Origin of the sequence: Hymenobacter sp. BT730 (genome assembly GCF_030542105.1) — a bacterium.
Taxonomy (GTDB): Bacteria; Bacteroidota; Bacteroidia; order Cytophagales; family Hymenobacteraceae; genus Hymenobacter.
Genome location: NZ_JAUOFB010000001.1, coordinates 472,218 through 497,532, shown reverse-complemented (window position 1 = coordinate 497,532; position 25,315 = coordinate 472,218). Strand labels below are relative to the sequence as shown.

General features: G+C 57.1%; 32 protein-coding genes. 13 read left to right on the top strand and 19 right to left on the bottom strand.

Annotation, left to right across the window (positions count from 1 at the left end):
- The first annotated feature begins 34 nt into the window (after positions 1-34).
- Complete coding sequence (locus Q4G72_RS02160; RefSeq protein WP_303309792.1) at positions 35-1,066, top strand: Gfo/Idh/MocA family oxidoreductase; 1,032 nt, start codon at positions 35-37, stop codon at positions 1,064-1,066.
- Here the strand turns inward: Q4G72_RS02160 and Q4G72_RS02155 are convergent.
- The 4 genes from Q4G72_RS02155 to Q4G72_RS02140 all read right to left on the bottom strand — a co-directional run bounded on the left by Q4G72_RS02155 (position 1,063) and on the right by Q4G72_RS02140 (position 5,364).
- Positions 1,063-2,949, bottom strand: a complete 1,887-nt coding sequence (locus Q4G72_RS02155; RefSeq protein ID WP_303310681.1) for a chloride channel protein — start codon at positions 2,947-2,949, stop codon at positions 1,063-1,065. The genes Q4G72_RS02160 and Q4G72_RS02155 overlap by 4 nt on opposite strands.
- Positions 2,950-3,146: 197 nt before the next feature.
- Positions 3,147-3,656 (bottom strand): GNAT family N-acetyltransferase, encoded by a 510-nt coding sequence (locus Q4G72_RS02150; RefSeq protein WP_303309791.1) that lies wholly within the window; start codon positions 3,654-3,656, stop codon positions 3,147-3,149.
- Between the two features lie 18 nt (positions 3,657-3,674).
- Positions 3,675-4,919, bottom strand: a complete 1,245-nt coding sequence (locus Q4G72_RS02145) for a TCR/Tet family MFS transporter (RefSeq protein ID WP_303309790.1) — start codon at positions 4,917-4,919, stop codon at positions 3,675-3,677.
- 28 nt (positions 4,920-4,947) lie between these two features.
- Complete coding sequence (locus tag Q4G72_RS02140) at positions 4,948-5,364, bottom strand: hypothetical protein (protein WP_303309789.1); 417 nt, start codon at positions 5,362-5,364, stop codon at positions 4,948-4,950.
- Between the two features lie 278 nt (positions 5,365-5,642).
- Between Q4G72_RS02140 and Q4G72_RS02135 the strand changes: the two genes are divergently transcribed.
- Positions 5,643-6,203, top strand: a complete 561-nt coding sequence (locus tag Q4G72_RS02135; RefSeq protein ID WP_303309788.1) for an Hsp20/alpha crystallin family protein — start codon at positions 5,643-5,645, stop codon at positions 6,201-6,203.
- 190 nt (positions 6,204-6,393) lie between these two features.
- Positions 6,394-6,777 (top strand): Hsp20/alpha crystallin family protein, encoded by a 384-nt coding sequence (locus Q4G72_RS02130; RefSeq protein ID WP_303309787.1) that lies wholly within the window; start codon positions 6,394-6,396, stop codon positions 6,775-6,777.
- Between the two features lie 80 nt (positions 6,778-6,857).
- Here Q4G72_RS02130 and Q4G72_RS02125 read toward each other — a convergent pair whose 3' ends face one another.
- The 3 genes from Q4G72_RS02125 to Q4G72_RS02115 all read right to left on the bottom strand — a co-directional run bounded on the left by Q4G72_RS02125 (position 6,858) and on the right by Q4G72_RS02115 (position 8,097).
- Positions 6,858-7,181 carry a hypothetical protein gene (locus tag Q4G72_RS02125; RefSeq protein ID WP_303309786.1) on the bottom strand — a complete coding sequence of 108 codons (324 nt, stop codon included), beginning with the start codon at positions 7,179-7,181 and terminating at the stop codon, positions 6,858-6,860.
- A gap of 98 nt (positions 7,182-7,279) precedes the next feature.
- Positions 7,280-7,663 carry a hypothetical protein gene (locus Q4G72_RS02120; protein ID WP_303309785.1) on the bottom strand — a complete coding sequence of 128 codons (384 nt, stop codon included), beginning with the start codon at positions 7,661-7,663 and terminating at the stop codon, positions 7,280-7,282.
- A 164-nt stretch (positions 7,664-7,827) separates the two neighbouring features.
- Positions 7,828-8,097 (bottom strand): VF530 family protein, encoded by a 270-nt coding sequence (locus tag Q4G72_RS02115; protein ID WP_303309784.1) that lies wholly within the window; start codon positions 8,095-8,097, stop codon positions 7,828-7,830.
- A gap of 115 nt (positions 8,098-8,212) precedes the next feature.
- On the opposite strand from Q4G72_RS02115, the gene Q4G72_RS02110 reads away from it, so the two are divergent.
- Genes Q4G72_RS02110 through Q4G72_RS02100 form a run of 3 tightly spaced genes read left to right on the top strand, consistent with a single transcriptional unit; the run spans position 8,213 to position 9,663 of the window.
- Positions 8,213-9,052: a glycoside hydrolase family 25 protein gene (locus Q4G72_RS02110; protein WP_303309783.1), complete on the top strand. Its 840-nt coding sequence runs from the start codon at positions 8,213-8,215 to the stop codon at positions 9,050-9,052.
- A gap of 18 nt (positions 9,053-9,070) precedes the next feature.
- On the top strand, positions 9,071-9,436 hold the full coding sequence (locus Q4G72_RS02105) for a septal ring lytic transglycosylase RlpA family protein (RefSeq protein ID WP_303309782.1): 366 nt from the start codon (positions 9,071-9,073) through the stop codon (positions 9,434-9,436).
- Positions 9,437-9,456: 20 nt separating this feature from the next.
- Entirely contained in the window at positions 9,457-9,663 is a 207-nt protein-coding gene (locus Q4G72_RS02100; protein ID WP_303309781.1) for a hypothetical protein, read from the top strand.
- A gap of 60 nt (positions 9,664-9,723) precedes the next feature.
- On the opposite strand, the gene Q4G72_RS02095 is transcribed toward Q4G72_RS02100, so the two are convergent.
- Positions 9,724-10,149 carry a DUF6799 domain-containing protein gene (locus tag Q4G72_RS02095; RefSeq protein ID WP_303309780.1) on the bottom strand — a complete coding sequence of 142 codons (426 nt, stop codon included), beginning with the start codon at positions 10,147-10,149 and terminating at the stop codon, positions 9,724-9,726.
- Between the two features lie 210 nt (positions 10,150-10,359).
- Between Q4G72_RS02095 and Q4G72_RS02090 the strand changes: the two genes are divergently transcribed.
- Both Q4G72_RS02090 and Q4G72_RS02085 read left to right on the top strand, forming a co-directional pair.
- A complete protein-coding gene (locus tag Q4G72_RS02090) occupies positions 10,360-11,295 on the top strand; it encodes a DnaJ C-terminal domain-containing protein (protein WP_303309779.1) in 936 nt (311 codons plus the stop codon).
- Positions 11,296-11,375: 80 nt separating this feature from the next.
- Positions 11,376-11,693 (top strand): chaperone modulator CbpM, encoded by a 318-nt coding sequence (locus Q4G72_RS02085; protein WP_303309778.1) that lies wholly within the window; start codon positions 11,376-11,378, stop codon positions 11,691-11,693.
- Here Q4G72_RS02085 and Q4G72_RS02080 read toward each other — a convergent pair.
- The 7 genes from Q4G72_RS02080 to Q4G72_RS02050 form a co-directional block, all read right to left on the bottom strand.
- Entirely contained in the window at positions 11,690-12,418 is a 729-nt protein-coding gene (locus Q4G72_RS02080) for a ZIP family metal transporter (protein WP_303309777.1), read from the bottom strand. The two genes, Q4G72_RS02085 and Q4G72_RS02080, sit on opposite strands and share 4 nt — an antisense overlap.
- A 106-nt stretch (positions 12,419-12,524) precedes the next feature.
- Positions 12,525-13,268: an SAM-dependent methyltransferase gene (locus tag Q4G72_RS02075; protein WP_303309776.1), complete on the bottom strand. Its 744-nt coding sequence runs from the start codon at positions 13,266-13,268 to the stop codon at positions 12,525-12,527.
- Positions 13,269-13,320: 52 nt separating this feature from the next.
- The gene (locus Q4G72_RS02070) at positions 13,321-13,578 is read right to left on the bottom strand and encodes a heavy metal-binding domain-containing protein (protein WP_303309775.1); all 258 of its coding nucleotides are present in this window, start codon (positions 13,576-13,578) and stop codon (positions 13,321-13,323) included.
- 9 nt (positions 13,579-13,587) lie between these two features.
- The gene (locus Q4G72_RS02065) at positions 13,588-13,932 is read right to left on the bottom strand and encodes a hypothetical protein (RefSeq protein WP_303309774.1); all 345 of its coding nucleotides are present in this window, start codon (positions 13,930-13,932) and stop codon (positions 13,588-13,590) included.
- Positions 13,933-13,985: 53 nt separating this feature from the next.
- Entirely contained in the window at positions 13,986-14,594 is a 609-nt protein-coding gene (locus Q4G72_RS02060) for a YcxB family protein (protein ID WP_303309773.1), read from the bottom strand.
- Positions 14,595-14,678: 84 nt separating this feature from the next.
- Positions 14,679-15,539 (bottom strand): carboxylating nicotinate-nucleotide diphosphorylase, encoded by an 861-nt coding sequence (gene nadC / locus Q4G72_RS02055; protein WP_303309772.1) that lies wholly within the window; start codon positions 15,537-15,539, stop codon positions 14,679-14,681.
- Between the two features lie 163 nt (positions 15,540-15,702).
- Complete coding sequence (locus tag Q4G72_RS02050) at positions 15,703-16,104, bottom strand: DUF4783 domain-containing protein (RefSeq protein ID WP_303309771.1); 402 nt, start codon at positions 16,102-16,104, stop codon at positions 15,703-15,705.
- Between the two features lie 136 nt (positions 16,105-16,240).
- Between Q4G72_RS02050 and gpmI the strand changes: the two genes are divergently transcribed.
- Positions 16,241-17,791, top strand: coding sequence for a 2,3-bisphosphoglycerate-independent phosphoglycerate mutase (gene gpmI / locus Q4G72_RS02045; RefSeq protein ID WP_303309770.1), 1,551 nt, complete (start codon positions 16,241-16,243; stop codon positions 17,789-17,791).
- Positions 17,784-18,353 (top strand): hypothetical protein, encoded by a 570-nt coding sequence (locus tag Q4G72_RS02040; RefSeq protein ID WP_303309769.1) that lies wholly within the window; start codon positions 17,784-17,786, stop codon positions 18,351-18,353. Before gpmI ends, Q4G72_RS02040 begins: the two co-directional genes overlap by 8 nt.
- 79 nt (positions 18,354-18,432) lie before the next feature.
- On the opposite strand, the gene Q4G72_RS02035 is transcribed toward Q4G72_RS02040, so the two are convergent.
- The 4 genes from Q4G72_RS02035 to prfA form a co-directional block, all read right to left on the bottom strand.
- Positions 18,433-19,017 (bottom strand): hypothetical protein, encoded by a 585-nt coding sequence (locus Q4G72_RS02035; RefSeq protein ID WP_303309768.1) that lies wholly within the window; start codon positions 19,015-19,017, stop codon positions 18,433-18,435.
- Between the two features lie 55 nt (positions 19,018-19,072).
- The gene (locus tag Q4G72_RS02030) at positions 19,073-19,501 is read right to left on the bottom strand and encodes a secondary thiamine-phosphate synthase enzyme YjbQ (RefSeq protein ID WP_303309767.1); all 429 of its coding nucleotides are present in this window, start codon (positions 19,499-19,501) and stop codon (positions 19,073-19,075) included.
- A gap of 3 nt (positions 19,502-19,504) precedes the next feature.
- A complete protein-coding gene (locus Q4G72_RS02025; RefSeq protein WP_303309766.1) occupies positions 19,505-21,022 on the bottom strand; it encodes a right-handed parallel beta-helix repeat-containing protein in 1,518 nt (505 codons plus the stop codon).
- A gap of 143 nt (positions 21,023-21,165) precedes the next feature.
- Entirely contained in the window at positions 21,166-22,236 is a 1,071-nt protein-coding gene (gene prfA, locus Q4G72_RS02020) for a peptide chain release factor 1 (RefSeq protein WP_303309765.1), read from the bottom strand.
- 220 nt (positions 22,237-22,456) lie between these two features.
- On the opposite strand from prfA, the gene Q4G72_RS02015 reads away from it, so the two are divergent.
- The 3 genes from Q4G72_RS02015 to Q4G72_RS02005 all read left to right on the top strand — a co-directional run bounded on the left by Q4G72_RS02015 (position 22,457) and on the right by Q4G72_RS02005 (position 25,232).
- The gene (locus tag Q4G72_RS02015; RefSeq protein ID WP_303309764.1) at positions 22,457-23,131 is read left to right on the top strand and encodes a Tll0287-like domain-containing protein; all 675 of its coding nucleotides are present in this window, start codon (positions 22,457-22,459) and stop codon (positions 23,129-23,131) included.
- Between the two features lie 84 nt (positions 23,132-23,215).
- A complete protein-coding gene (locus Q4G72_RS02010) occupies positions 23,216-23,890 on the top strand; it encodes a phosphoribosylanthranilate isomerase (protein ID WP_303309763.1) in 675 nt (224 codons plus the stop codon).
- Positions 23,891-23,960: 70 nt separating this feature from the next.
- Positions 23,961-25,232, top strand: coding sequence for a protoporphyrinogen/coproporphyrinogen oxidase (locus Q4G72_RS02005; RefSeq protein ID WP_303309762.1), 1,272 nt, complete (start codon positions 23,961-23,963; stop codon positions 25,230-25,232).
- Positions 25,233-25,315 lie beyond the last annotated feature (83 nt).

The following is a 25,315-nucleotide window of genomic DNA, read 5'->3' as shown; positions in this document are numbered from 1 at the left end:
TCCGTCCTGTCATTCGCGCTGTTACTTCTGCTTTATGCCTACCCCTATTCAAACCGGCTTGCTGGCCTACGGCATGTCGGGCCGGGTTTTTCACGCCCCCTTTCTGCATGCCCACCCCGGCTTTACGCTGGCAGCCGTAACAGAGCGCCATCAGGCTCAGGCTCACCTCCACTACCCCGAAGTGCGCAGCTACCCCAGCGTAGAAGCTCTACTAGCTGATGAAGCCGTGGAGTTGGTGGTAGTGAATACCCCTAACAATACCCATGTGGAATTTGCCCGGCAGGCGCTGCAGGCCGGCAAGCATGTGCTCCTGGAAAAGCCCGTGGCTACTACCGTGGCGGAAATACAGGAGCTGTACCACCTGAGTCGGCGCGTAAACCGTGACCTGCTCCCCTACCAGAACCGGCGCTGGGACAGCGACTTTCAGTTGGTGCGGCAAGTGGTGGAAAGCGGGCAGCTAGGCCAGCTCATTGAAGCCCACTTTCGCTTCGACCGCTACAAGCTGGCACTCAATAAAAAGGCCTTCAAGGAAGAGCCCATTCCCGGCAGCGGCCTGCTCTACGACCTGGGCCCCCACCTGCTGGACCAGGTTATCAGCCTCTTTGGCCCGCCCCAAAATACCTACAAGGTGCAGGGAAGCTACCGCCCGGGCTCCCGGGTAGATGATTACTTCACCTTCCACATTCAATACCCGTCCGGGCTGCAGGTTACAGTAACCAGCAGCCTGCTGGTGGCCGACCCCGGTCCTGCCTTTGTGTTGCACGGTACAGCTGGTAGCTTCAGCAAGCCCCGAGCGGATGTGCAGGAAGCACAATTGCTGGAGGGTCTTTCGCCGCTGGCGGATGCCTACGGCGTGGAACCGGAAAATGCCGTGGGCCGGCTCACGCTAGCCGCGCCCGACGGCACACTTTCCCCGAGTATTTTACCAGCACCCCGCGGCCATTATATGGGCTTGTTTGAAGCAGTTTATCGTACCATCCGGCACGGCCAGCCCTACCCTATTCCGGAAGCTGATATAGTAACGCAGATGACCCTGTTGGAACAAAAGCCCACGGCCGCCGGCTAGCTCCGGACGCGGTTACCGCGCAGCAGCTTATTGCCGCGCAGCATAATGCGGATACCATGGCGGCGCAGGGAAATATCGGTCTGTGAACCTTCCTCTTCTTCCAGCCGCAGCCGGTACGAGCGGATGACGTCCTGATACGACAGCACGCCGGTTACCATCCGTGGGTTTTCCGGCGATACAACCGGCAGCACGTCTACGCCGGCACGGGCCATAGTGCTCACGGCTGCACGCAGGGTATCCGTGGCCTGCACCGAGGGCAGTTGGGCTGAAACAATGCTGCGTATGGAGGCGCTTAAATCGGGGTAAGGTCCGTATAGCTCAGCCACGCTCACAATGCCTTCAAAAACCCCATCGTTATCGACAATAACGAAGTAGTTGGCGCGATTATCGGGTTTACGACCCAGCCACTCACGCACTTCCTGCAGGGAGTTTTCGGCGCTTACCGTGAGGCCGCCTTCGCGTAGCACCTGCTCCACCCGGATTTTTTCCAGAGCATCGGGTTCGTAAGAGTCCGGAGTTTTTACCCCCCGACGGGCAATTTTCTCGGTCATGATGGTATTGTCCATCAGCAGAGTAGAAACCAGGTACGAGCCTACACAGGCGCCCAACAGCGGCAGCAGCGGATTAGACTGCCCGGTAAACTCCACGGCAAAAATAATGGAGGTGAGCAGGGCCCGTGAAGCCCCCGCAAACATAGCGGCCATCCCCACCAGCGCCGCCAGCGGCAACACTACCCCAGCTTCTGGAAACAATTGCTGCGCGGCCACCCCCAGCAGCGCGCCCGTAGCACCGCCAATAGTGAGCAGTGGGGCCAGGGTACCACCCGAGGTACCGCTGCCCAATGAAATAGCCCACGAAGTAAACTTCAACAAGCACAAGGATAGAATCACCTGTAGCGGCAACTTACCCGACAGCAGATCAATGATATTCTCATAGCCTACTCCCAGCGTGCGTGGAGCAAAATAACCTACCAGGCCCACCGCCAGGCCGCCTAATGCCGGCCACCACAGCCAGTGAATGGGCAGCGTCTCAAACATGTCCTCTATCCAATACACCAGCTTGGTTACCAGCACAGAAATGGCGCCAATGAGCAGGCCCATTACGCTGTACACGGCCAGGGCCTCGTTGCCGGGTGCAGCTACCAGCGGCATCGGGAAAGTAGGCCCCGATTCGAAAAGCAGGTGGTGTCCGGCGGCACCCGTGATACAGGCCAGCGCCACGGGAATAATAGAGCGCGGCGAAAACTCAAACAAAAGAAGCTCAATGGCCAGGAAAATAGCGGCCACCGGGGTGCCAAAAATGGCCGTCATACCGGCCGTAGCACCGGCCGCCAGCAGCACTTTACGTTCGGCGTGGGTAATCTTCAGCAGCTGCCCCACTGTGGAGCCAAAGGCCCCGCCCGTGGCAATAATGGGTCCCTCGGCCCCGAATGGCCCGCCGGTTCCGATAGATATGGCCGCTGAGAGTGGTTTCAGCAGCATGATGGATGGCTTGATGCGGCTTTTATTGGTCAGAATCTGCTCCATGGCCTCCGGAATGCCGTGCCCCCGGATGGCCTTGGAGCCATACAGCGCCATCAGGCCCACTATAAGGCCGCCCATGGCCGGCAGGATTATCACGAACAGGCCCAGCTGGTTATCGGCCGGGCTGTGGTAACGCGCGGACAGCTCACCGAAAAAGGCCAGATTGGTCACCAGATTAATCAGAGAAACCAGCAGCCGGGCTATGCCACTGATGACGGCAGCAATTCCCACAGCCAGCACAGAAATCCAAATCGTTCGTCGGGTGTTCTGCAGACGCTGAGTCTGCATGTTTTCCGATGCCAAGGCAAGGTCGAGCGAGGTGGCAACAGGGATGCCGGAAGGGGGAGCCGTATGCTTCATCAAGAAATGGGTTTGGTACTACTAAATAGAGGTGCGGCTGCTATAAAAACATCAGCCAGTCCCTATATAAAGTACGGCGGCTCCACAAAAGTGGAGCCGTTTTCCTGATTATGAGGAAAAAAACCCGAAAGCGGCGACACTTTGCCGCTGGCATTCTTTCATATTTATTTCTATATAATTATCTGGAAAGCAATTAATTATAAGGTGATTTGCTTTTCGTAGCAGAAAAACCGCAGTCCCGGCCGGAAGGCCAGGTTGATTTCGCCCGCAAACCGGTAGCCCAGCTTGGGAAACAGGGTCTGCGTAGCACGGTTTTCGGAGTTGGTATCGATGCGGGCCACCCGCAGGCCCCACGCCCGGCCCAGCACTTCGGCCTGAGCTAGTAACGCGGCCGCAATGCCTTGGCCCTGGGCGGCGGGGTCTACGGCCAGGCGATGCGTAACCACGGCCGGCTCGGCCGCATCCCAGTCGGCCTGTGCGTATTCCGGGTCTTGGGCGGTGGTAAGGGCGGCCACACCGGCCACTTTTTCATTTAGCTCGGCTACCCATAACCACCCTTTTTCTATATCCGCCCGAAATACCTGCTCATTGGGGTAGGTGGCTTCCCATTGAAAATTACCGGCGGCGTGCATCAGCGGTACTACCTGCTGCACAATACTCAGAATAGCGGGCAAATCGGTAACAGTGGCCTGGCGGATAGAAAGCATACAAGAAAGAAGCAGGTGTTAGGCCGAAGTTTCCTGGGCTACGGGCACGGGGTGTCGGTAGTTTGCCAGGGAGCGGAGCGTAAACAAGAGACTGGCCAGGGCCAGGACGGAGCCCATCAGAAATGGCGCCCCCGCAAAGTGCACCGGGGCCCCCGGGCTGGTGAAGTAAGCAAACAGGTTGGTCATGAGGGGCGGCCCCAGAATGGTAGTGAGGCTAACCAGACTGGTTAGGGCCCCTTGCAGCTCGCCCTGCTCATTGGGCGGCACCTGCCCGGAAATAATGCCCTGCAGCGCCGGCCCCGTAATACCGCCCAGGCAGTAGGGTATCAGAAAGGCGAACATCTGCCAGCTTTGGCCGGCAAAGGCGAACAACAGCAACCCTACACTATACAGCAACAGGCCCGTATACACGGTATTGCGCTGACCTAGCCGGGCAATAATAAAGCGAATAAGGCCGCCCTGCACAATGGCCGTGAGCAAGCCCACAAACCCCAGCGAATATCCCACCCAATCCTCCGTCCAGCTAAATTTCAGCATGGTGTAATACGTCCAGGTAGACTGCACCGCGTGCGAGGCAATGTACACCAGTACCAAGGACACAATGAGGCCGGCTACGACTGGATAGCGGCGCAGTTGCAGCAGAGAGCCCACGGGGTTAGCCCGCCGCCAGTTAAAGCGCCGGCGGTGCTTCATACTCAGCGACTCCGGCAGCACGAAGTACCCATAAATGAAGTTCAGCAGGCTAAGCCCGGCGGCTACCATAAAGGGCACGCGCGGCCCCCAATGACTGAAAATCCCACCCAGCGTGGGCCCAATGATGAAGCCCAGGCCAAAGGCTGCGCCCACCATTCCAAAGTTCTGTGCCCGCTTTTCCGGGGTGCTGATATCGGCAATATAGGCTGTGGCAGTGGTAAAGCTGGCCCCGGCAATACCCGCAATCAGCCGCCCCACAAACAGCCAGCCAATAGTGGGGGCCAGGGCCAGAAAAATGTAGTCGATGCCCAGGCCCAGGAGGGAAAACAGGAGCACCGGACGCCGGCCAAACCGGTCACTGAGGCCACCCAGCACCGGGGAGCACAGGAATTGCATAATGGCGTAGGAAAACGTAAGCCACCCGCCGTACTGGGAGGCTTCGCTCAGGCCTCCGCCCGTGAGCTGCTCAATCAGCCGGGGCATGACCGGGATGATAATGCCCAGCCCAATAACATCCACCAGAATGGTGATAAAAATGAAGCCTAAGGCCGCGCTGCGTTTAACGGACATACCAACAAAAACTATAAACTCTTAAAAATCAGACTGCCGCCTCGCGGTGTTGCTGCAGCCAGGCAATGGCTTCACCTTCCTCAATAAACCGCTCGGCGCAGAAAGGCTTTCCCTCGAAAAAGGCCGCTGGTGGAAAAGCAGCATCTGCTTCCTGGTTGCGTAGCATGATCGGGCCCAGCAGATAAGCTAGCTGCAGGCGGCCGCCCAGGCGCGCGGCGGCCCCAGCTACAAACGACTGCACCATCCATTGGGCGCCTTCTTTATCAGTATTAATGCGCCGGCGGGCATCCAACAGCCAGTTCTGGCAGCTATGCGCGGCCGCCTGCTCCAGCAGATACTGGTAGCCTTCCTGCATTTCAGCCTGGGTAACCAGGCGCATCCACCGGCCAAAGAGAATGTCCAGGTCGGCACGATAAGCTACGTGGAGAAAGTCGGGGACATGCATACAGCAGCAGTGAGAGTAGGGCGGTAAAGGTAGGCACTACCGGTATGGTTTGCGCACGATTTTGGTGAGCTGGACAGCACAAAATGGCCAGGCAGAACCAGCCTAAAATCAGACTGGCAAAAACCAGTTTATCCTTCTTTTTATGAAACCTACCGCGAAATCCTTATGTATATATAGGAAAGCAGATACTTATGGTTTCACCATTTAATTTTTATAAAGCCATGGCTATTCAAAAGTATCAAAACTCCTTCTCCGGTTCCCCCTCTACCTTTTCCTCCATGCTGGACCGGTTCTTCAATGACTCTCTGGCTTCGCAGGGTCGAGTAGCCAGCTTTTCGCCGCAAGTAGATGCCTTTGAAACAGAGCAGGGATTTGAGATTGAAGCCTCCCTGCCGGGGCTGAAGCGCGACGAAATCAAAGTGGATTTTCAACAGGGACGCCTCTCTATTTCCGGAGAGCGGCAATTCAGGAATGAGCGTAACGAGCGGCAATACCACTTGGTAGAAAGCTCTTACGGCTCTTTCTATCGGGCCTTTGATTTACCTGATTCCGTGGACGCCAATAAGATTGAAGCCACTTTTGAGGATGGGGTGCTGCACGTACATGTTCCGAAGGATGCCCAGAAAACCATGCGCCATCAGATTGAGGTGCGCAGCGGCCAAAGCACCCAGAAAGGCGAGGGGAATGGCAGCACCGGCAAAAGCAGCGGCAAGATGTCAGAACGAGTAGGCCGTGATGCAACCGATATACCCGTTCAGGACGCTTCTGCTGCTCAGCGTGGGGGCAGTCAGCAAACCTCTCCCGGCTCCTCTAAGCAAGGCTCCGGTGTAGGCTCCTGATAGCGGTAGTATTATCCTAAAAAGCAGGCATTCCTCTCCCGGGATGCCTGCTTTTTTTGGCCGTCTTTCAGACAAAATGGCCGAATGCAAAGCAAGAAGCCGCTTTTATTCCGTCACTATGACTTATCCACAGCTTCTGACAGATTGGTACGGGGTTTGAATATGCAGTTATAACCTTACAGATTTCTCTATGAAGCTCATCAGCAAAGAATTTATTCACAACCTAGCTCCCCAGCTGGACTTGCTTAACACCTTGGGTGGCGGCACGGCGCAGGGCACGTTGCGAGTAGATAAGCGCGAGAAGGGCGTCGTTATTTACGTTGCGGCGCCTTCTGTGCAGCCCGAAAACTTTCACGTGGTTCTGCACCACAACCGCCTGACGGTGTATTGTGACTTCCGGCATCAGCCGGAGGACAAGCTCAGTGCTCCACTTTTTGCCCAGTCGCTGGAGCTGCCTGATACCTTGGATCTGACCCGGATTGATGCCGTACACGAGGACAACGAGTTGCAGGTGCGTATTCCCTACAAAGATGCCGCCGGCAAGCCCCGCGAAATCACCATTCGTCAGCGCTAAAACCTCCCTTCACTTTGGGTTCTACAGAGCCACTGCCCACAGGTAGTGGCTCTTTTTTTGGCGGCTGGACCGTCGGTAACCTAGTTAAACAGGGGCCACAAGAGTACAAAGCTCATGAGCAGGGACAGGTAAAACCAACCCATTAGTTGCCCGCGGTGGCGGCGCGGCAACCAGTTACTGAGCACCAGCACCGCCACCACTACCAGTGTTAGGTGTAGTAGTAGAAATACCACCGTCTTCACCCAATTGCTTACAATGGTATTCTCCGGCTGCAGCTGATTGCTCATGCCCAATCCGGAGGTAAGCAGCTGTAACAGGTAAAACGCACCCAACTCAAACAACACAAACAGACCAGCACCCAAGAGCAAGGCCGGCGGGCTGGATTTCGACGAGGTATCGGCCATAGCAACTCATTTAAAGTTAATATCCAATACTCCCTAAAACAGAAAGCCAATTGTTGTCACAACTGGCTTTCTGTTTTAGGGAGTATTGGGCAAAGGTATTAGCCCTTTTTTGCTTTATAATGCAGGGTGAGCGAAATATTGCCGCTAGTTGTGGTTACAGAATGCGTTGTAAATATAAGGCCACGTTCCTCCCAAGTAGCGTCTTTTACTAAGGTCTTGGCAGGACGTAGTGAAGCAGGAATAACACCTTTCCAAACCGAGGTTTCATTGCCTGAAGGAGTAATTAGATACTGTGTCTGATTCATATTGACGCAGGTAGTTAACCCGGTTAATGCAGGAGTCATACATACCTGCCGATCTGTTTTCTGCACCAAAGCACCTTTGCTTTGCTGAACGGCATTTTGTGCAGAAGCTATTTGGCCAGTGCAAGACAAGACTACAAATGCGGCAATACTGGAGAATTTATGAAGGAAGGAAGTCATGGCTATTCAAAAAGTGAAATTAAAAGATGAGCTAATAGCCCTCTGAGTACAAGGAGCATACCACATTGTCGGTTACCCCAAGAATGAGCCAGCGGTACGAGTAATAAAAACTTATGTTATAGAGTATTATCTATATACCCTGCACCTATATAACCTGCCTGAATTTACGGCCGGGGCTTACCCAGCACTTCGGCCGTGCGGGCCTGAATGTAGAGCTCCTCTACTTTGGTGCGGGCCCAGGGGGTGCGCCGCAGAAAAGTAAGGCTGGATTTAATACTGGGATTGACGGCAAAGCAGTTCACCCGAATACGGCTGTCCAGCTCTGGCCAGCCGTAGTGGGCCACCAGATACTCCATTATCTGCGCCAGCTTTACGCCGTGCAGCTCGCGAATCAAGTGCCCGGACTCGTCCCGGGCGTCGTCAGAAACAGACATACAAGCAGACTTTGCGGCGAAGTTGCAAAAACTCCGGCGGCTTTCCGGTGAATAGTGGCCGCACGGCAGGTACCAGAACCGGATGTGGTGCGTTACTTTTGTGATGCACCTGCCTATGAGCCGTTCTCGCCGCCGCCCACCCGTTACTCGCCGTCGTACCGGCACTTCCCGCCGCTGGTGGGTGGTCCTGCTGCTCCTGCTGGTGCTGACCGGCGGCATCTATAGCCAGTACCGCCGACAGGTAAACCGCTATGCCCGCCGCCTCTACGCGACCTTGGTTACTCCGCACCTGACGGGCTCCGAGCGGACTCCCTTTCTAGATGGCTACTCCGTGCATGGCATTGATGTCTCGGCCTATCAGGGGCATATCGACTGGCCCCGCGTAGCCTCGAATAGCGTGCGGTTTGCTTTTATTAAAGCCACCGAAGGCATAAGTCTGCGCGACCCGCGCTTCCAGCGCAACTGGCGCGAAGCCCGCAAAGCCGGAGTATTTCGGGGAGCCTACCACTACTTTCAGCCTAACTACGACGGCGCCCAGCAGGCCAGCCTATTTGTGCGCACCGTTCCTCTGCTGCCCGGCGACCTGCCACCCGTGCTGGATGTAGAAGCGCCTGACTTTCATGACGTAGCAGTAATGCGCCGGCATATTGCCACCTGGCTGCGGCTGGTAGAACGCCATTACGGCGCGCGGCCTATCCTATATTCTAACTACAGCTTTTACCGCCGCTACCTGGCCGGGCATTTCGATGCATATCCTCTGTGGCTGGCACACTATGAGGTAGACCAGCCCACCCTACCTCGCGAGAAATGGATTATCTGGCAGCACAGCGACGAAGCCTATGTCCCCGGCATTCGGGGTACAGTAGATTTTAATGTACTGCAGGGCAATTATAACAATCTGCTGGCACTACGTTTGCCGACGCCGCGGCCAGCCGCCCCTCCCCTTCCCCGTTAGTTTTTCCTACTTTTTGGCATGCGTCCGTTTTCTCTTCTCCTGCTGGCCTTAGCTTTTCTAACGGGTTGCGCCGGGGGCAAAGCGTTTACCCAAACCGGTCAGGCCTCTTACTACGCCGATAAATTCAACGGGCGCAAAACGGCCAGTGGTACGGTATACCGGCCCGGGCAGCGCACGGCCGCCCACAATACCCTGCCATTCGGCACCGTGGTGCGTGTTACCAACCCAAAGAACCACCGCTCCGTCAAAGTCACCATTACGGACCGGGGCCCGCACGTGAAAGGCCGCATTATTGATCTGTCTCGCAAGGCGGCCCATAAGATTGGCGTAGATAAAGCCGGCGTAGCGCCGGTGCAGTTGAAAGTGGTGAAAAAGGCCCGTTAAAATTCTTATAGCAGCTTATTATGCGCATTAAAAAGAGAGTACAGTGGCCCATAGCCAACTATACCAGCCGGTATACCGCGCTGGGGGCTTTTGTAAAAGCCGCCGAGGCGCAGACCTGGACGGAAGCTGAGGTGCAGTTTGTGATTGATGAAGTAGTAGCGGCTATGGATGACGCCGAGGCCCTGGCCATTTTGCTGGACTATACCCAGCACACCCCGAACAGATAAGGGGCAACCCAGCCTGCGCCAGATTGCCCCTTCTACCATTTATCAACCAGGAACTGACGCTTAGCTGCGGCGTCCCTTTTTGGATTTCAGCTTCATCTTGGATTTCTGCGTGTCCTGAAAAGCCGCTTTGGAGAGACTGTCCTGCTCCATTCGCATTTCCTTGGTAGTCACACGGCCCGTGAGGGACATAAAGTCTCCTTCCTTCATTTGCACGGTGGTGCTGTCGCGCAGAACTACGGTGCCATTGGCTTTTATGCGGGTGCCATTCAGCAGGGTCTCATCCTGCAGGACGGGGTCAGTGTGGCCGCTGCGCGTTACCAGCAGCTTCCCCTCTTTTATAGTATAGCCTTCCTTCAGCGAAACTGTGGTGGGGGCAGTGCGGGACTTAGGAGCCACCGGGCGGCGCGGGGGCAGCTTTTTCGTTTGGGCCTGGGCAGTGAGCCCAACTAATGCTAAGGCTAACGTGAGATAAGTAAAGCGTGTCATAGAAGAAAAAATAAACAAAGGGTGGGGGATAGGGCGTTCAAAGTACAAATTACAGGCCAAAAAGTAACAGGCGCGGCCAAGTGGCAACCTCGCTTTTTACAGATTCGTTTTTGACTCCGCCCGCTAGCTATACTTTCCGCGTACCCGTATGCAGGATATCTGCGCTAGCGCTATTATTCGTCAGTTCTTTCACGCCCAGCGTTGCACCCCGTGGACTATAAAGACTACTACAAAGTTCTGGAGCTCGATAAGTCGGCTACCAAAGACCAGATTCGGAAGCAATACCGCAAACTGGCCCGCAAGTATCACCCCGACGTAAACCCGAATAATCCGGATGCGGAGCGTAAGTTTAAGGAAGTGAATGAGGCCAACGAGGTGCTCAGCGACGAAGAAAAGCGTCAGAAATATGACCAGCTGGGTGCCGACTGGCAGCGTTACCAGCAGGCCGGAGGCACTGGCCGGGGCAGCGGCGGCTTCGATTGGTCCCAGTATGGCCAGCCCGAAGCCGGGGGATACGGCGGCTTCAGTGGAGGCGAAAATCCCTTCGGCGATGCTGACTTTTCAGACTTCTTCAGTTCCATTTTTGGTGGCATGGGCGGTGGGAGCGGCCGTAGTGGCGGCACCCGCGCCGGGGCCGGTCAGGATTATCAGGCCGAGCTGGAGCTAACGCTGGAAGAAGCCTACCGGGGCGGCCCCCGTACGCTCACTGTCCACGGTAAAAACCTGCGCATCACCATTCAGCCTGGCGTGGAGGATGGCCAGACTATCCGCCTCCGCGACCAGGGTGGCCCAGGGCGCCATGGTGGCCCCAATGGCTCGCTCTATATTACCTTCCGCATCAAGCCCGACCCACGCTACACCCGCACCGGCCACGACCTGACAATGGAAGTTCCGGTAAGTATTTACAAAGCCCTGCTGGGCGGTGAGCAGGTAGTAGAAACCTTATCGGGCCCGGTGAAAATCAACATTAAGCCTGAAACCCAGAATGGCACCCGCCTGCGCCTACGTGGCAAAGGATTCCCGGTTTACCGGCACGCCGGCCAGTTCGGTGACTTGTATCTGCGCCTCTCGCTGACGCTACCCAAGCACCTGACGGAGAAGGAAAAAGAGCTGTTTCAGCAATTGGCTGACCTGCGCAAAGAATAGGTCGTAGTTGCCGGGCAGGAACTGCTTTTTACCAGTGCTGGCAACAGGAACAGATAACACTCAACTGTTAACTGAAGAGCATGGAAACGCATATCATTACCATCACCTACCAGGAGTGCGCTGCCGTCTATGGGCTGAGTGAAACCGACCTGCGGGAATTCACCGATTTTGGTCTGGTGCAGCGCGCTGAGGCCCCTGATACCATTCTGGCTGAACCAGACCACCTGGCCCGACTGGCCCGCTTACAGCACGACCTGGGCCTAAGCCCGGAAGGCGTAGATATTGTGCTGGCCATGCGCCAGCGGCTGCTAAGCCTGCAGGCCGAGCTGCAACGGCAGCAGGCCCGCGCTGCACAATTGGAGCGGCTTCTGTACGGCCCTACGTTCGATATAGACTAGCTTACCAGCAGCGCCAGGCCCGCCCCCAGCACCGTAGCCGTTAGCTTGGGCATGTTCAGGCGGTGCTCCGGGCTGGTTTCAAAGAGGATGGTAGTGGATACGTGTAGAAAATTGCCGGCTACCAGCCCCAGCAAGGCAGCGTACCATCCGTTCCGCAGCAATGCATCCAGCGCTACATAGTTGCTGACCAGCACACCAGCCGGGGAGGCCAGAGCAAACAGCAGCAGGAAGGGTAAAGCCCGGGCAAAGCTACCCAGGCGCAGCATAAGAGCCGCCATCAGCGCAATAGCCGCCGGAATATGGTGCAGGGCCACGCCCACCACTATGGTATAGAAATTCGACGCTATGTCGCCGGCTTCGGGGGTGCGTACCAGAATACTGCCTTCCAGAAACGAGTGCAGCACCAAGGCAAACAGCAGGAGAAACGGTACCCGCCCGGCATGGCCGGTATGGTGATGCATGTGCCCGTGCTCTACCCCCTGCGAGAATACCTCCAGCAGCAGCTGTCCAAAGAAACCAGCCAGCACAAAATACCCAACCCGATGCGAGTCAGGCGAAAGCTGCAAAGCTTCCGGGAGCAGATGTGTGACCGTGAGCGTGAACAGGTACGCTCCGCTGAAAGCCAGCAGCGGCTTCATCCAGGTAGTGTGCGCCGTTGGAATCAGACGCGTGAGCCAGCCAGCCCCGAGAACCGTTCCAAATAACACGGCAATGGCTAACCACATAAAGGAGAGAGTAAGTTGTTGATCTTTTGATAGCTAGCGAAAAACCTCGTTTATTCCAGCGGCGCGGCACACCAGAAACCTGGGATTTTCTGATACTTAGGGCACCTTATTTCTTGAGCACGAAGATCATACGGGGGCTGTTTGCTTCATCATACGGCTCCAGCTGATAGTTACCCAGCACCTCGGCCAGGCGAAGGTCCGTCATGGAGAAGTACTCCTCAAACTGTTCCCGCCGCAGGGCCCGTACCCGCTCCTGATGGTGGTGTGCCCGCCCGAATTCATCCTTAAAGCGAATGTCCTTCACAATGAAGTCGGCATCCAGGTGGCGGGTGAGGTGGAAGGTAATGCCGTCCACCGTCTTTTCCTCCTGGCTTACCAGCTCCCGCACGGTGCGCTCGGTGTTCATGAAATCGATAACCAGCTTACCGCCCGGCTTCAGGGCCTGCACCGCCGAGCGTAGGGCTACCACATTCTCCGTTTCGTTCTCAAAGTAGCCGAAACTGGTGAAGAGGTTAAAAATGAAATCGAAGGGACCGTAGGGCAGCGGGTCGCGCATGTCGTGTACATGGAAATGCAGACGCTCGTGCGCAAACTGCCGGGCATAGGCTATGCTCTGGGGCGAAAGGTCTACCCCCGTTACCTCGTAGCCGTGCTGGCTTAGATAAATGGCGTGGCGGCCTTTGCCACATCCCAGATCCAGCAGCTGGTGCGTGGGCTTAGGGTGCAGGTGCTCCAGCAGCCGGTCAATAAAGTGCTCGGCCTCCTGCTGGTCCCGGTCGCGGTATAGCAGGTGGTAGTAGGGAGAGTCAAACCACGTATTGAACCACTCAGGGTCAAACGGCTGCACCATGCGGGAAAATATAAACCAATGAAATAGGTGCGGCCAGTAATGCCGGGGGCGGCTACAGCGAGTCGGTGGCGGGAGCAGCCGGCTTGCCAGCGGCCGGGTTAGGCTCCAGATCCATGCCGCACACGGGGCACTTGCCGGGCTTGTTGCTGGCACTGCCTTCGCAGTTCATGGGGCACACATATGCTGCTACCTGGGCTGTCGGGGCCGCTGCCGGAGCAGTAGTCGACACCGGCTCGCTTTGGCAGGCGGCTAAAGCGCTAACCGCGACCAGCACAAGGCCAGCCGCGGTTGCTTTAATAGACTTCAACATGGGAAACGCTTATTCTCCGATGGGCGAATCGCTGGCCTTAGCCGGCTTGGGCGCATCCTCTTCGTTTTTAGTGCGCTCCACTTTTTCCGCATTGGTTGAAATGGAGTGTTCTGCCGGGGCTTTGCCAGCACGCTCCAGATCCACACCCGAGCTGATAGGCTCTTCAATAGCGGCTCCTTTATGCTGGCTGGGCGCTTCAGCTGTGTGCTGATCAAAGTATTGAGACGTGCGGGTGCCGGGGGCTACCATGTCCAGCGACACTTTCTTTTCGGGACGCCAGTCAGAAGGTTCGGCGCTGCAGGAGGCCAGCATCAGGCCAGCGGCCAGGCAGAGGAGCAGTTGTTTGGAGTTCATATAGATATTCAGCAAAAGACGTAAGCAAAGGTACGAGGTAGTCGGGGCTACGGTTAAGCGGCCGGTTTCGTCTCGGCGGCCAGCAGGTTCTTGCGGCGCAGCATCGATTCAAACAGCTTCAGGTCGTTCGGCGAGTTGAAGATACGCGTGGGCAGATACAGGAACATGGGAACCGTGAAGGTGCGGGCTACCCAGCCTTTCCAGCCCGTGGGCATTTCGGCGTTGGCGGGTGCCTTCAGATACAGCTGATAAGCCCCATCCTGCTGGCGTACTTTCTCTACCATTTCCCACGGAATGTTCATGCCCTGCTTGTCGTTCAGGCGCATCAGAATCTGGCGCTGGTCGATTTCGTAATTCACCCGCTCAAACAGGGCTTTCGTCTGCTCCATCTGAGCCAGGGCCTGCACCTGGGCCGAGCGCAGCACCACGAACAGCACCGTAACGACCACCGCCGCTACTACCCACCACCAGGAAAACACGAAAATGGCCGGCAGCAGCACAATGACTAATGGAATGAGGGCGTACCACCACTCCTTTTTCCAGACTTCGGTAAGCGCCATGCGGACGTAGGTATTCGAGTCCAGCTGGCTTTTTTTGGTGCGGATAGCCAGGGGCGAAGCACCTTGAGCCTGGCGGAATCCGCGTTGATTTGGTTGTTGCATTGGTTCAGTTGTCGGTTGTCAGCTGCAGTGGCCGGTTATTTACCAGAACAACCTGGCAACCGGCAACGCACAACTAGCAACGCATTAAAAAGCTTTCAAACTCATGTCCAGGCTGCCGGCCGAGTGCGTGAGAGCACCTACCGAAATAAAGTCGACGCCTGTAGCGCCTACTTCCGCAATGGTTTGCTCGGTAATGCCCCCGGAAGCCTCTGTGGGGAAGCGCCCGGCTATCAGGGCCACAGCTTCCTGCAGCTGGGCAGGAGCCATATTGTCCAGCATGATGCGGTCTACCCCACCCGTGTCCAGCACCTGCTGCACCTCAGCCAGTGTGCGGGTTTCAATTTCAATAGGCAAGGTGCGGCCAAGCTGGCGCAGGTAGGCGTGAGTAGCCTCAATAGCCTGCCGAATGCCGCCCGCATAGTCCACATGATTATCCTTCAGCATAATCATATCGAAAAGGCCGTAGCGGTGGTTGGTGCCCCCGCCAATCAGTACCGCCCATTTCTCGCAGAGGCGGAAGTTGGGGGTGGTTTTGCGCGTATCCAGCAGGCGTGCTCTGGTGCCGGCCAGTAGCTCGGTAAGATGGGCCGTGTGGGTAGCAATGCCGCTCATGCGCTGCATGCAGTTAAGTACCAGGCGCTCTGCCGTTAGTATGCTGCGGGCGGGCCCTTCTACCGTGAAGGCTACGTCGCCGTGGCGCACGCGGGTACCATCAGGGAGCTGTACTTCCACGGTCAGGCTCGGGTCTACCAGCCGAAAGATTAACTCAGCCAGTGCTACGCCTGCCAGCACCCCCTCCGCTTTCACCAGCAGCCGGGCCCGGTTGCGGGCCGTAGCCGGAATAGAAGCCAGCGACGAATGGTCGCCGTCGCCTACATCTTCGGCCAGGGCAGTTCGGATGAATTCAGAAAGAGCTTTCGGGGTGAGGTACGGGGCGTTTTGCACGGTGCAAAAATAGAAAAAGGCCCTGACATACGCCGGGGCCTTTTTTCAGGAGGTCAGAATCAGTAAGAAGTTCGGAATGTGGGCAATCCGGAGTGGGTGTTGCTCGTTTAAAGCCTGTTGCCAACCCTTTTGCCGCTTTCTTTCCTGCTTCCTGGTGGCCTCTTTATTCTTTTGTGAAATCAATCGTGTCAATAAGCAGCTTGCCCTGGGCGGGTTTCATTTTGATAAATACCCGATAAGAGCCGCTTTTGCCCACGTATTTGCCAATGGCATATTGAATGCCTTCGTTGGAAGAGCCCTGGTGAATAAACTCAAAGCTGGTAGGCGCGTTCTTGGCAAAGAAGTCTTTCAGGACAAACTCGGCCTGCGTAGCGCTGTAGCTTTGCTTGTCGCCATCAAAACCAAGCTCTACGGCCGAGCCAAAATACTGGGCCACGCCGTGCGAGGAGCCACCCCGCACCGCACCCCGTACTGCCCCAAAGGCTTCACCCTGGGCGTAGGCACCGACAATAGTCAGCAACCAAAGCCCAACCAGAACTACCACACGGAAAAAGGAAGTTTTCATAAGTATATTAGAATACCTGGCCATTCACCAAAACTATGCCAACCGCGTAAGCCTGTGATAATAATCTACGTTGCCCGCCAAAGCACAATAGTAAGAAAAACCCGACGGTTCGGGGAAGGGCCGTTATCTTTGCATCATGAATAAACAGGTATTGTTGGTCATTCTGGATGGATGGGGGTTGGCCACGAACCCCGAGGTGTCGGCTATTGATAGTGCGAATACGCCTTACGTGGATTCTCTCTTTCAGCGCTTCCCTCACAGCAAGCTACAGGCCTCCGGTGAGGCCGTAGGCCTGCCCGAAGGGCAGATGGGCAACTCCGAGGTAGGCCACATGAATATAGGCGCTGGCCGCGTGGTATACCAGGATTTAGTACGCATTAACAAAGCTATTCGGGAGCGGAAGCTGGGCCAGATTCCAGCCTTGGTAAAGGCCTTTGAATATGCCCGCGAAAACGGCAAGAACGTCCATCTCATTGGCCTGCTTTCCGATGGCGGCGTACACTCCCACATTGAGCACCTGAAGGCCCTGTGCACGCTGGCACACGATGAAAGCGTGCACAACGTATTTATTCATGCCTTTACCGATGGCCGCGACACCGACCCGAAAGGCGGCGTGAGCTACGTCAATGACCTGGAGCAGCATCTGCAGCGCGGGGCCAGCGGCAAAATAGCTTCCATTGTGGGCCGCTACTACGCCATGGACCGCGACAATCGTTGGGAGCGGGTAAAGGAAGCCTACGATTTGCTGGTGAACGGCAAAGGCACACCTTCCCAGAACCTCATTCAGAGCATGCTGGACTCCTACAAAGCCGGCGTGACCGATGAGTTCCTGAAGCCCATTGTGAAAGTAGGGGCCGATGGCTTGCCGCTGGCTACCATTCAGGAAGGCGACGTGGTGATTTGCTTTAACTTCCGCACCGACCGGGGCCGCGAAATCACGCAGGCCCTGACGCAGCAGGATTTCCACGCCTACAACATGCATCGGCTGAACCTGCACTACCTCACCATGACGAACTACGACAACACGTTTGTAGGCGTCACCCCCATTTTCGAGAAGGATAACCTCGAAAATACGCTGGGCGAGGTGCTGGCCGCTTTTGGTAAGAATCAGATTCGCATTGCCGAAACGGAAAAATACCCGCACGTAACGTTCTTCTTCTCCGGTGGCCGCGAGGTAGAGTTCCCCGGCGAAAGCCGCATTATGCGCGCCTCGCCCAAAGTGGCTACCTACGATCTGCAACCGGAAATGAGCGCCTACGACCTGCGCGACGCGCTGGTACCGGAGCTGCAGGCCCGCTCCGCCGACTTCGTGGTGCTGAACTTTGCCAACCCCGACATGGTAGGCCACACCGGCGTGTTTTCCGCCGCCGTGAAGGCCGTAGAAACCGTGGACCAGTGCACTCACGATGTAGTGGAAACGGCCCTGGCGGCTGGCTATGCCTGCATTATTATTGCCGACCATGGCAATGCTGACATGATGGTGAACCCTGACGGCACGCCCAACACGGCCCACACAACCAATCTGGTTCCCTGCATCCTGGCCGACAATAGCTATACCGGCACCCTCGCCGATGGCAAACTGGGAGATATTGCCCCTACCGTGCTGGAACTGATGGGCCTGCCCCAGCCCGCCGAAATGACCGGGCACTCCCTGTTGCTGCCAGCTGCAGCAATAGCTCATGCGTAAAGTATGGCTGGCCGGAGCCGTTGGTTTGCTTTTAACCGCCTGCACGCCTGATGCCGGTGCACCTAAGCCTGCCATCCGGTCCCGCTATTTCAACCTGAAAGGGTTTCTCGATGCGCAGGCCACGTTGCTGAACCAGCAGCGGCCGGCCGTTGAGAAGCACGTGCAGCTGCGCAATGGGCAGGAGGAAACCACCCGTGTCCCGCAGGTAGATTGGACGAAGGAGCTACAAATCTTCTATCAGGCTGATATTACCAAGCCAGCCCTGCGCGGTGCCTATACCATTGATTCAGTCGTAACCGCCGACGGCCTATTGCGTCGGACGTATGCGCGCCGTCCTGGTATTGAAAACCCCGTCCGGACGCTTACGGTAGTAACGGCAGGCCCGCAGGTGCGGGATGTACAGGCCGTGATAACGCAGGACAACCCGCTGTTTTTCTCCGAGAAACAGTTTGAGCTGCACGCTCAGCAAAATAAGCTGGCCGCGTATCAGGTACGTGGTGTACAGAAGCTGGTTTTGTTTGATACCCTGCGGTATAGCGCGTCGTCCCGACTGATACCATAGCCTCAGGCATTCTTATTTATAAAAAAGCCCTTGCCTTGGTTATAACCGGCAAGGGCTTTTTTATAAATGAATTGGCCGGTTAATCCACGTAATACTCAATCTGCACGGCGTTTACCTGCCCATTGCGCATTGTCATGGCTACGGTATTTAGCCGGTTGGTGTCCGCAATGCGTAAACTGTCGCAGCGGCCAGTTTTGGCGGCGTAGCGGGCTTTGTAGGCGGCGCCTAGCTTGTGGCGCAGCTGCTTCCCATACACTGGCGAGAAGTCCGTAATGCTGACTTGCTGGAGTAGGTCTTTTTCGGGCGTTTGGTAGTACTCGAAACGGTTATGATGGTGCCGGATGGTGAGCAGCGTATCTACCTGGCCGGATACGTGTCGGTTTTTGATGGGGGTGCGCTTTTCTACGGTACCGCCATCGGCCAGCAGCTCCTCCGTCGTGATTTCCTGCTCGAAGGGTGCTTCTGCCACGGCATCGTCTACCAGGGTGCAGGCGGCGCGTGGCGTAGCGGGGGCGGGCGTAGTAGGAGCACGTTTCTCAACCGCTGGTTTAGACTGCTCTACCACCGCAGGTGCCTTTTCCTGGCAGCTCGAAAGCAGCAGGCTCAGGCCCAGAGTTAGGGTCTGGCCACCGTGTTTTGCGGCTGAAGTAAGAAGGAAAAGCATAGCGGGCGAAGGGAGGATAAGCCGCTATACGGGGAAATAGTTGGGAGGTAGACGCTTATTTTTCCTCCCCCATCAACGTAGCCACCACCCAGCGGCGGCCGCCGTGGTTACGGTGTTCGCCCAGGTAAATTCCCTGCCAGGTGCCCAAAGCCATTTCGCCGTTGCTGATGGGCACGCTTACGGCATGGCCCAGCAGGCTGGCTTTAATATGGGCGGGCATGTCGTCGGGGCCTTCCTGGGTGTGGCGGAAGTAGGGGGCGTTTTCCGGCACCGCGCGGTTGAAAAACTGCTCAAAGTCGTGGCGGACAGTAGGGTCGGCGTTTTCGTTGATGCTGAGGCTGGCGGAGGTGTGCTGGATGAAGAAGTGCGCCGTGCCCACGCGGATTTTCTCCAGCTCTGGCAGCTCCGCTACCAGCAGATCGGTAATCAGATGAAAGCCCCGCTGCACAGCCGGCAGGCGCAGGCGCTTTTGCGTCCAGATCATCGGTTACGGGTTTTTCCGCTCAAAGGCGCCCATATCGGGTGTGGCGGCGTCGCGGGTTACGCGCAGCAGGTCGTAGGGAAAGGCGGACAGCGGCACAGCCTGGTTGCTGGCGGGCGAGAGAGTATCCAGGCTGAAGTCAAACTTGTCCGGGATGCTGTTGTAGGGCGTCTTCCGGAATTTGGGGTCCTGGTTCAGGAGGTTGCCATTGTTGGCCAGACCGGGCTTGGTGGCGCTGTTCGCGGCACCCTTATAGGCCTGGGTGAGCAGCAGGCTATGGTCTACCTGAATGTTGGCGAGGTACCGCTCGGCATGGTGGAAGAATAGCTCCTCTTTATCTTTATGATCCCCCCACACAATGCTGTTTTTTATATTGATGGTGGGGCTGATGCGACGTTTGGGGTCCTGAATGGGTAACTCGTCGGAGAACGTGAGGGAATTCGTTTCGCGACGCAGGAACTCGGGCGTGAAGTTGGCAATGGTACAGTAGCGCAACATATAGGTGCCGCCCTGGAAGCCCGCTAAGGCATACTCGCCGCAGTTGGAGAACAGGCAGTTGTTGACTTCAAAGTTGCCCGAGAAGCCCAGGATGCCGCCGCCAAAGGGCAGCGAGGTGCTGCCAAAGTTGAGGGCACCGCCGGATATATTCCGGAACACGGTGTTTTCCACCTTCACACCCGGGAAAGGCTCCTTCGCCTCAAAGTTGTTGACCAGCAGGCCAAAGGCAGCGTTCCGGATTTCCGCATATCGCACTACATTGTTGCGGCTGCTGGCATCAAACTGAATGCCGGCCCACTGCCCGGGAATGTTGTCGTAGGCTGGCTCCAGCCGGTCGCCATCAAAGCGCACGATGCGCGGGTCGGTGGGCTTCAGGGGGGCATCGGGCTGCAGGTCCGGGTTTACCAGCAGCTGGCCGCGCACTACCATGGCGGCTCCGGCGTGGAAGTATACCCGGGCGCCGGCTTCTATGGTAAGGCGGCAATCCACATCTACCAGCGCATAGCCAAAGATTACGTGGGGCTTGTCGTTGCGCCATACTTCGTTGCAGGGCAGGATTTCCTCGGAGTGGTAGTAGGCGTTCTGCCCGTAGGACACCAGCTTCACGTCCTGGTCGTTGCCGTTGGTGCGGAACTGCAGTAGGTCTTCTACCAGAAAGGGCTTGTTCTCGCTGCCGGGGCCCAGCACGGCGCGCACCAGAATCTGCAGGCTGTCCTTGCCCTTGATTTCCAGGTTTTCTGCCGACTGCCGGGCATCTCCATCCACAATGAGGGAATAGGTAGCCCCGGCCTTCCCGGCCAGTTTCACCTGCTCTACGCGCACGGCGCGGGCGTTGCGGTTGTACACCCACAGGCGCTTGGTAACGGTGCCAATCTGGGTGAAAACGGTGTCGAACAGCACGGTATCGGCGGAAAACTCCAGGCGGGCGCTTGGGTCCTTGGTTACTATATCTTCCTTGGGCTCGCAGCCCGGCAGCAGCGAGAGGGCCGCGGAGAACATCAATAGCAACGGGAGCAGAAAGCGCATACGAGTCATCAGCCTAAAAAAGAATCATCCTGAGCATCACAAACGGCCTCATCACGGTGAAGGTAAGGAGAACAACGAATCGTTCTGCCGTGACAAGGTCCTTTGCGCTGCTCAGGATGACAAACGGTTACTGCCGGGGCTTATTACGCCACGCCTTCGCGCAGGCGCTCGGCACTTTCGGCAATGCGGAGCTGCTCCACAAAGTCGTCGATGTTGCCTTCCATCACGCTGGCCAGGTTGTACACCGTATAGCCAATGCGGTGGTCGGTTACGCGGCCCTGGGGGTAGTTGTAGGTGCGGATTTTATCGGAACGGTCGCCGCCGCCAATCATGCTCTTGCGGGCGGCACCTTCTACTTCGTTTTTCTTGGCCAGCTCAATTTCATAAAGGCGCGAGCGAAGTACCTGCAGAGCTTTATCGAAGTTTTTGAGCTGCGACTTCTGGTCCTGGCACTGGGCCACGAGACCCGTAGGCAAGTGGGTGAGGCGCACGGCGGAGTACGTGGTATTTACCGACTGACCACCGGGGCCCGACGACATAAACAGGTCCTTACGCACATCGTTCATGTCGATTTCCACGTCCAGCTCCTCCGCCTCGGGCATTACCACGATGGAGGCTACGGAGGTATGAATGCGGCCCTGGGTTTCAGTGGCAGGCACGCGCTGTACGCGGTGCACGCCTGACTCAAACTTGAGCTTGCCGTACACGTCCTCGCCCTTCACGGCCAGAATAATTTCCTTGTAGCCGCCGGAAGTACCTTCGGTGGCGTCAATCAGGTCCATTTTCAGCCCGTTCTTTTCGGCGTAGCGCATGTACATGCGCTGCAGGTCGCCGGCAAAAATGGCAGCTTCGTCGCCGCCGGCCCCGGCCCGGATTTCCATGATAACATCCTTGGAATCGTTGGGGTCTTTGGGGAGCAGCAAGTCTTTTATGACTGTTTCGAGGCGCTCCTGCTCGGGCAGCAGGGCTTCCAGCTCGTCCTTCGCCATCTGGCGGAATTCTTCGTCTTTCTCGGTTGAAATAACCTCCTTGGCGCTATCGATGTTGGAGAGGACGCTCTGATACGCCTTGTACTCCGTCACGATTTTGTTCAGGTCTTTGAATTCCTTGTTGAGGGTCTTGAAACGCTTCATGTCGCTCATGACATCGGGCTGCATGAGCTGTTCGTTTACGTCGTTGAAGCGCTGTTGAATGGCCTCCAGTTTATCTAGCATCTTGCCTTCAGAGTATTGTATTGGGAGTACAAAGGTACGGAAACAAACCCGAGGAACCTGCCAACCGGTTCCCGGTTAGAGAAACGCAGAATCAATCAGTTAGCTTGTACGCTTCTGGCTGTTGCCCAGGTTTTTCCTTGGGAAAATGCCCCGGCTGTCGTCTCTTTGTTTTCCGGTAGCCGACTTTCCCGCTGGCTGCCACCCGTTTTTCACCTTCGCCATGCCCCTCCGTTTTTCCGCCATTTTGCTGCTGGTCCTGCTGGCCGCCGGCTGCCGCCCCGATCAGATAGAGCACCTCAAGGACACCAAGCGCATTGCCATTGAGGCCGAAAACTGGCAGGTGAAGCGTATTATGCCCAAAGACCTGCTGCGCGCCACCCACTGGGCCGGTGACTCCGTCAGCAACCAGGGTAACCGGGAGTTGCAGCTGCTGCTGAAGGATGAATTGCAAAAAGGCGGGGTAGCCCAGGCCCTGTCCTACTGCCGCCCGGAGCGCTATGCCACCATTGATACCCTGGCCCGCACCTTGCAGGCCACCGTACGGCGGGTGAGCCTGCGCCCCCGCAACCCATCTAACCGCGCCACCCTGCCCGCCACCGAGCTGCAGCCCGATACCCAGCGCGTGGTGCGCCGCCCATCCGCCGAGGCGTTTTTCTACCAACGCCCCATTGTGCTCAGCAGCCAGGAGTGCCTGCGCTGCCACGGCGAGGTGGGCCAGGATATTTCAGCAGCTGATTATGCCCTTATCAAAAAGCAATACCCGCAGGACCAGGCTACCGGCTACCGCCTGGGCCAGGTGATGGGTGCCTGGCAGGTGCAGCTGCAGCGCTCCGGCGTAGCGGAGTTCTACACCATGAAAACGCGCAAAATCATGAAGCGGCGCAAGCTGTTTTGAGTTGCCACTGGCGGATTCCAGTAAATCACCGAAACCAGCTGACCATCTTAACTCATTACTGATCTGCTTCGTAGAGCCTCCCCAATGGCTATTCCGCTTTATTACCCCCGCATTAAGATTTGCTGCATCAGTACGCCGCAGGAACTGGCCATAGCCGTGGCGGCAGGTGCCGATGCCCTGGGCCTGGTGGCCAAAATGCCCAGCGGCCCCGGCGTTATTACCGATGAGCAGGTGCGTCGGCTGGCCCTGCTCACGCCGCCGGCCGTGGGCTCGTTCCTGCTCACCAGTGAAACTACTACCAGCGCCATTATTGCGCATCAGTGCCGTACGGCCACCACCACGCTGCAGCTGGTAGACACGCTCAGCACCGGTTCTTACCAGGATTTGCGCACCGCGCTGCCAGGCATTCAGTTGGTGCAGGTAATTCACGTGGTAGATGAATCCGCGCTGGAAGAAGCTCAGCGGGTGGCGCCGCACGTAGATGCTATTCTGTTGGATTCGGGCAACCCCAACTTAGCGGTGAAAGAGCTGGGCGGCACCGGGCGGGTGCACAACTGGGAGTTGAGCCGCCGCATTCGGGACCGGGTGAACCTGCCCCTTTTCCTGGCTGGCGGCCTCACGACCGAGAATGTGCAGGAAGCGCTACACATCGTGAAGCCCTTTGGAGTAGATGTATGCAGCGGCGTGCGCACCAATGGGCAACTGGACCCCAACAAGCTGCGCCGATTTATAACGGCTGTGCGTAGCTATACGGTTTAGCCCGCTTATTGCCCCCGTCAGCAAAGCCAGGGCGCCCAACCTTCTACCCGCTTTTGTAGTTTGGGCTGATATGACTGCGGAGAAACCCATTATCATTATTGGGGCCGGTATGGCTGGCCTTACCTGTGCTAACTATCTGCACCGCGCCGGGCGCCCCGTGCTGGTGCTGGAGGCTTCTGATGCCGTAGGTGGCCGCGTGCGCACCGATATTACCCCGGAAGGCTTCCGGCTGGACCGCGGCTTTCAGGTGCTACTCACGCGCTACCCCGAGGTGCAGCGCCTGCTCGACTACGGAGCCCTGCAACTCAGGCCCTTTGCTTCCGGCGCTGTTATTCGCCGGCCCAATGGGCGGCAGAGCACCCTTCATAACCCCTTGCAGCAGCCAACTGCCGCTTTCACGGCCCTGGCCTCCCCTATTGGCTCCCTGCCCGATAAGGTCCGCATTTTGAGTCTGGCGCGCCACGTGCAAAAGCACTCCAGCGAGGAGTTGCTGGCGGAGGACCACCTGAAAGCGACGACTACCCTCCAGTTTCTGCGCCAGTATGGCTGGAGCGAAACCATGATTACCTCCTTTTTCCGGCCCTTCTTCGGTGGCGTGTTCTTGGACCGCGACCTAAGCACCGCCGCCAACTTCTTTCAGTTCGTCTTTAAGCAGTTTGTGGAAGGCGAAGCGGTAATACCAGCATTGGGCATGCAGCAGATTCCGGAGCAGCTAGCCGCCCGCCTGCCCCATGGGGCCGTGCGCCTGAGTACGCCCGTAGCCGCCATAGATGGTACCACCGTACGCCTCTGGACTGATCAGACCCTGGAAGCTTCGGCCGTAATAGTGGCGGCCGATGGCGAAGCCGCCGCCCGTCTGCTACCCCGTTCCATTGTGGATCCAGTAGTTACGCACTGGCGGCGCACTACCTGCACTTATTTCGCGGCGCCGGGCAGCTCCCCTGGCCGCACCGACCGGCTACTGCGTTTGAATGCGGCAGCACCCAGCCTGGCCCATAATGTCTGCTTTCCTTCTGATGTCAGTCCGGCTTACGCGCCTAGCGGCCAGACGCTGGTATCCGTTAGTACCCACGGGGAACATGGGCTGGAGGAGGAAATGCTGACCCAAAGGCTGCGAGCGGAGCTGACGGTCTGGTTTGGTCCTACGGTACAGCAATGGCAGCACCTGCGCACCTACGCCCTATCACACGCTCTGCCCGCATACCTGCCGGAACAACCGGCTCAGCAGCCCCTTCGCCTAACGGATACCCTATACCGCGCCGGAGATTATACGGCTTATCCCTCGCTGAACGCCGCTATGGCTACGGGCCGCGAAGTAGCCGAAATGCTCCTGACCAATTAATACCCCGGCGTGCTGTTGAGCGAGGTTGAACCCTCCGCCTACAGCAGCATATGACAAAGCGAGCAGCCTCACTCGGCACGCTC

Bases quoted from the DNA above. Each gene is read 5' to 3' on its own strand.
- Q4G72_RS02160 (WP_303309792.1), top strand. From the start codon at position 35: ATGCCTACCCCTATTCAAACCGGCTTGCTGGCCTACGGCATGTCGGGC.
- Q4G72_RS02155 (WP_303310681.1), bottom strand. From the start codon at position 2,949: ATGAAGCATACGGCTCCCCCTTCCGGCATCCCTGTTGCCACCTCGCTC.
- Q4G72_RS02150 (WP_303309791.1), bottom strand. From the start codon at position 3,656: ATGCTTTCTATCCGCCAGGCCACTGTTACCGATTTGCCCGCTATTCTG.
- Q4G72_RS02145 (WP_303309790.1), bottom strand. From the start codon at position 4,919: ATGTCCGTTAAACGCAGCGCGGCCTTAGGCTTCATTTTTATCACCATT.
- Q4G72_RS02140 (WP_303309789.1), bottom strand. From the start codon at position 5,364: ATGCATGTCCCCGACTTTCTCCACGTAGCTTATCGTGCCGACCTGGAC.
- Q4G72_RS02135 (WP_303309788.1), top strand. From the start codon at position 5,643: ATGCTGGACCGGTTCTTCAATGACTCTCTGGCTTCGCAGGGTCGAGTA.
- Q4G72_RS02130 (WP_303309787.1), top strand. From the start codon at position 6,394: ATGAAGCTCATCAGCAAAGAATTTATTCACAACCTAGCTCCCCAGCTG.
- Q4G72_RS02125 (WP_303309786.1), bottom strand. From the start codon at position 7,181: ATGGCCGATACCTCGTCGAAATCCAGCCCGCCGGCCTTGCTCTTGGGT.
- Q4G72_RS02120 (WP_303309785.1), bottom strand. From the start codon at position 7,663: ATGACTTCCTTCCTTCATAAATTCTCCAGTATTGCCGCATTTGTAGTC.
- Q4G72_RS02115 (WP_303309784.1), bottom strand. From the start codon at position 8,097: ATGTCTGTTTCTGACGACGCCCGGGACGAGTCCGGGCACTTGATTCGC.
- Q4G72_RS02110 (WP_303309783.1), top strand. From the start codon at position 8,213: ATGAGCCGTTCTCGCCGCCGCCCACCCGTTACTCGCCGTCGTACCGGC.
- Q4G72_RS02105 (WP_303309782.1), top strand. From the start codon at position 9,071: ATGCGTCCGTTTTCTCTTCTCCTGCTGGCCTTAGCTTTTCTAACGGGT.
- Q4G72_RS02100 (WP_303309781.1), top strand. From the start codon at position 9,457: ATGCGCATTAAAAAGAGAGTACAGTGGCCCATAGCCAACTATACCAGC.
- Q4G72_RS02095 (WP_303309780.1), bottom strand. From the start codon at position 10,149: ATGACACGCTTTACTTATCTCACGTTAGCCTTAGCATTAGTTGGGCTC.
- Q4G72_RS02085 (WP_303309778.1), top strand. From the start codon at position 11,376: ATGGAAACGCATATCATTACCATCACCTACCAGGAGTGCGCTGCCGTC.
- Q4G72_RS02080 (WP_303309777.1), bottom strand. From the start codon at position 12,418: ATGTGGTTAGCCATTGCCGTGTTATTTGGAACGGTTCTCGGGGCTGGC.
- Q4G72_RS02075 (WP_303309776.1), bottom strand. From the start codon at position 13,268: ATGGTGCAGCCGTTTGACCCTGAGTGGTTCAATACGTGGTTTGACTCT.
- Q4G72_RS02070 (WP_303309775.1), bottom strand. From the start codon at position 13,578: ATGTTGAAGTCTATTAAAGCAACCGCGGCTGGCCTTGTGCTGGTCGCG.
- Q4G72_RS02065 (WP_303309774.1), bottom strand. From the start codon at position 13,932: ATGAACTCCAAACAACTGCTCCTCTGCCTGGCCGCTGGCCTGATGCTG.
- Q4G72_RS02060 (WP_303309773.1), bottom strand. From the start codon at position 14,594: ATGCAACAACCAAATCAACGCGGATTCCGCCAGGCTCAAGGTGCTTCG.
- Q4G72_RS02050 (WP_303309771.1), bottom strand. From the start codon at position 16,104: ATGAAAACTTCCTTTTTCCGTGTGGTAGTTCTGGTTGGGCTTTGGTTG.
- gpmI (WP_303309770.1), top strand. From the start codon at position 16,241: ATGAATAAACAGGTATTGTTGGTCATTCTGGATGGATGGGGGTTGGCC.
- Q4G72_RS02040 (WP_303309769.1), top strand. From the start codon at position 17,784: ATGCGTAAAGTATGGCTGGCCGGAGCCGTTGGTTTGCTTTTAACCGCC.
- Q4G72_RS02035 (WP_303309768.1), bottom strand. From the start codon at position 19,017: ATGCTTTTCCTTCTTACTTCAGCCGCAAAACACGGTGGCCAGACCCTA.
- Q4G72_RS02030 (WP_303309767.1), bottom strand. From the start codon at position 19,501: ATGATCTGGACGCAAAAGCGCCTGCGCCTGCCGGCTGTGCAGCGGGGC.
- Q4G72_RS02025 (WP_303309766.1), bottom strand. From the start codon at position 21,022: ATGCGCTTTCTGCTCCCGTTGCTATTGATGTTCTCCGCGGCCCTCTCG.
- prfA (WP_303309765.1), bottom strand. From the start codon at position 22,236: ATGCTAGATAAACTGGAGGCCATTCAACAGCGCTTCAACGACGTAAAC.
- Q4G72_RS02015 (WP_303309764.1), top strand. From the start codon at position 22,457: ATGCCCCTCCGTTTTTCCGCCATTTTGCTGCTGGTCCTGCTGGCCGCC.
- Q4G72_RS02010 (WP_303309763.1), top strand. From the start codon at position 23,216: ATGGCTATTCCGCTTTATTACCCCCGCATTAAGATTTGCTGCATCAGT.
- Q4G72_RS02005 (WP_303309762.1), top strand. From the start codon at position 23,961: ATGACTGCGGAGAAACCCATTATCATTATTGGGGCCGGTATGGCTGGC.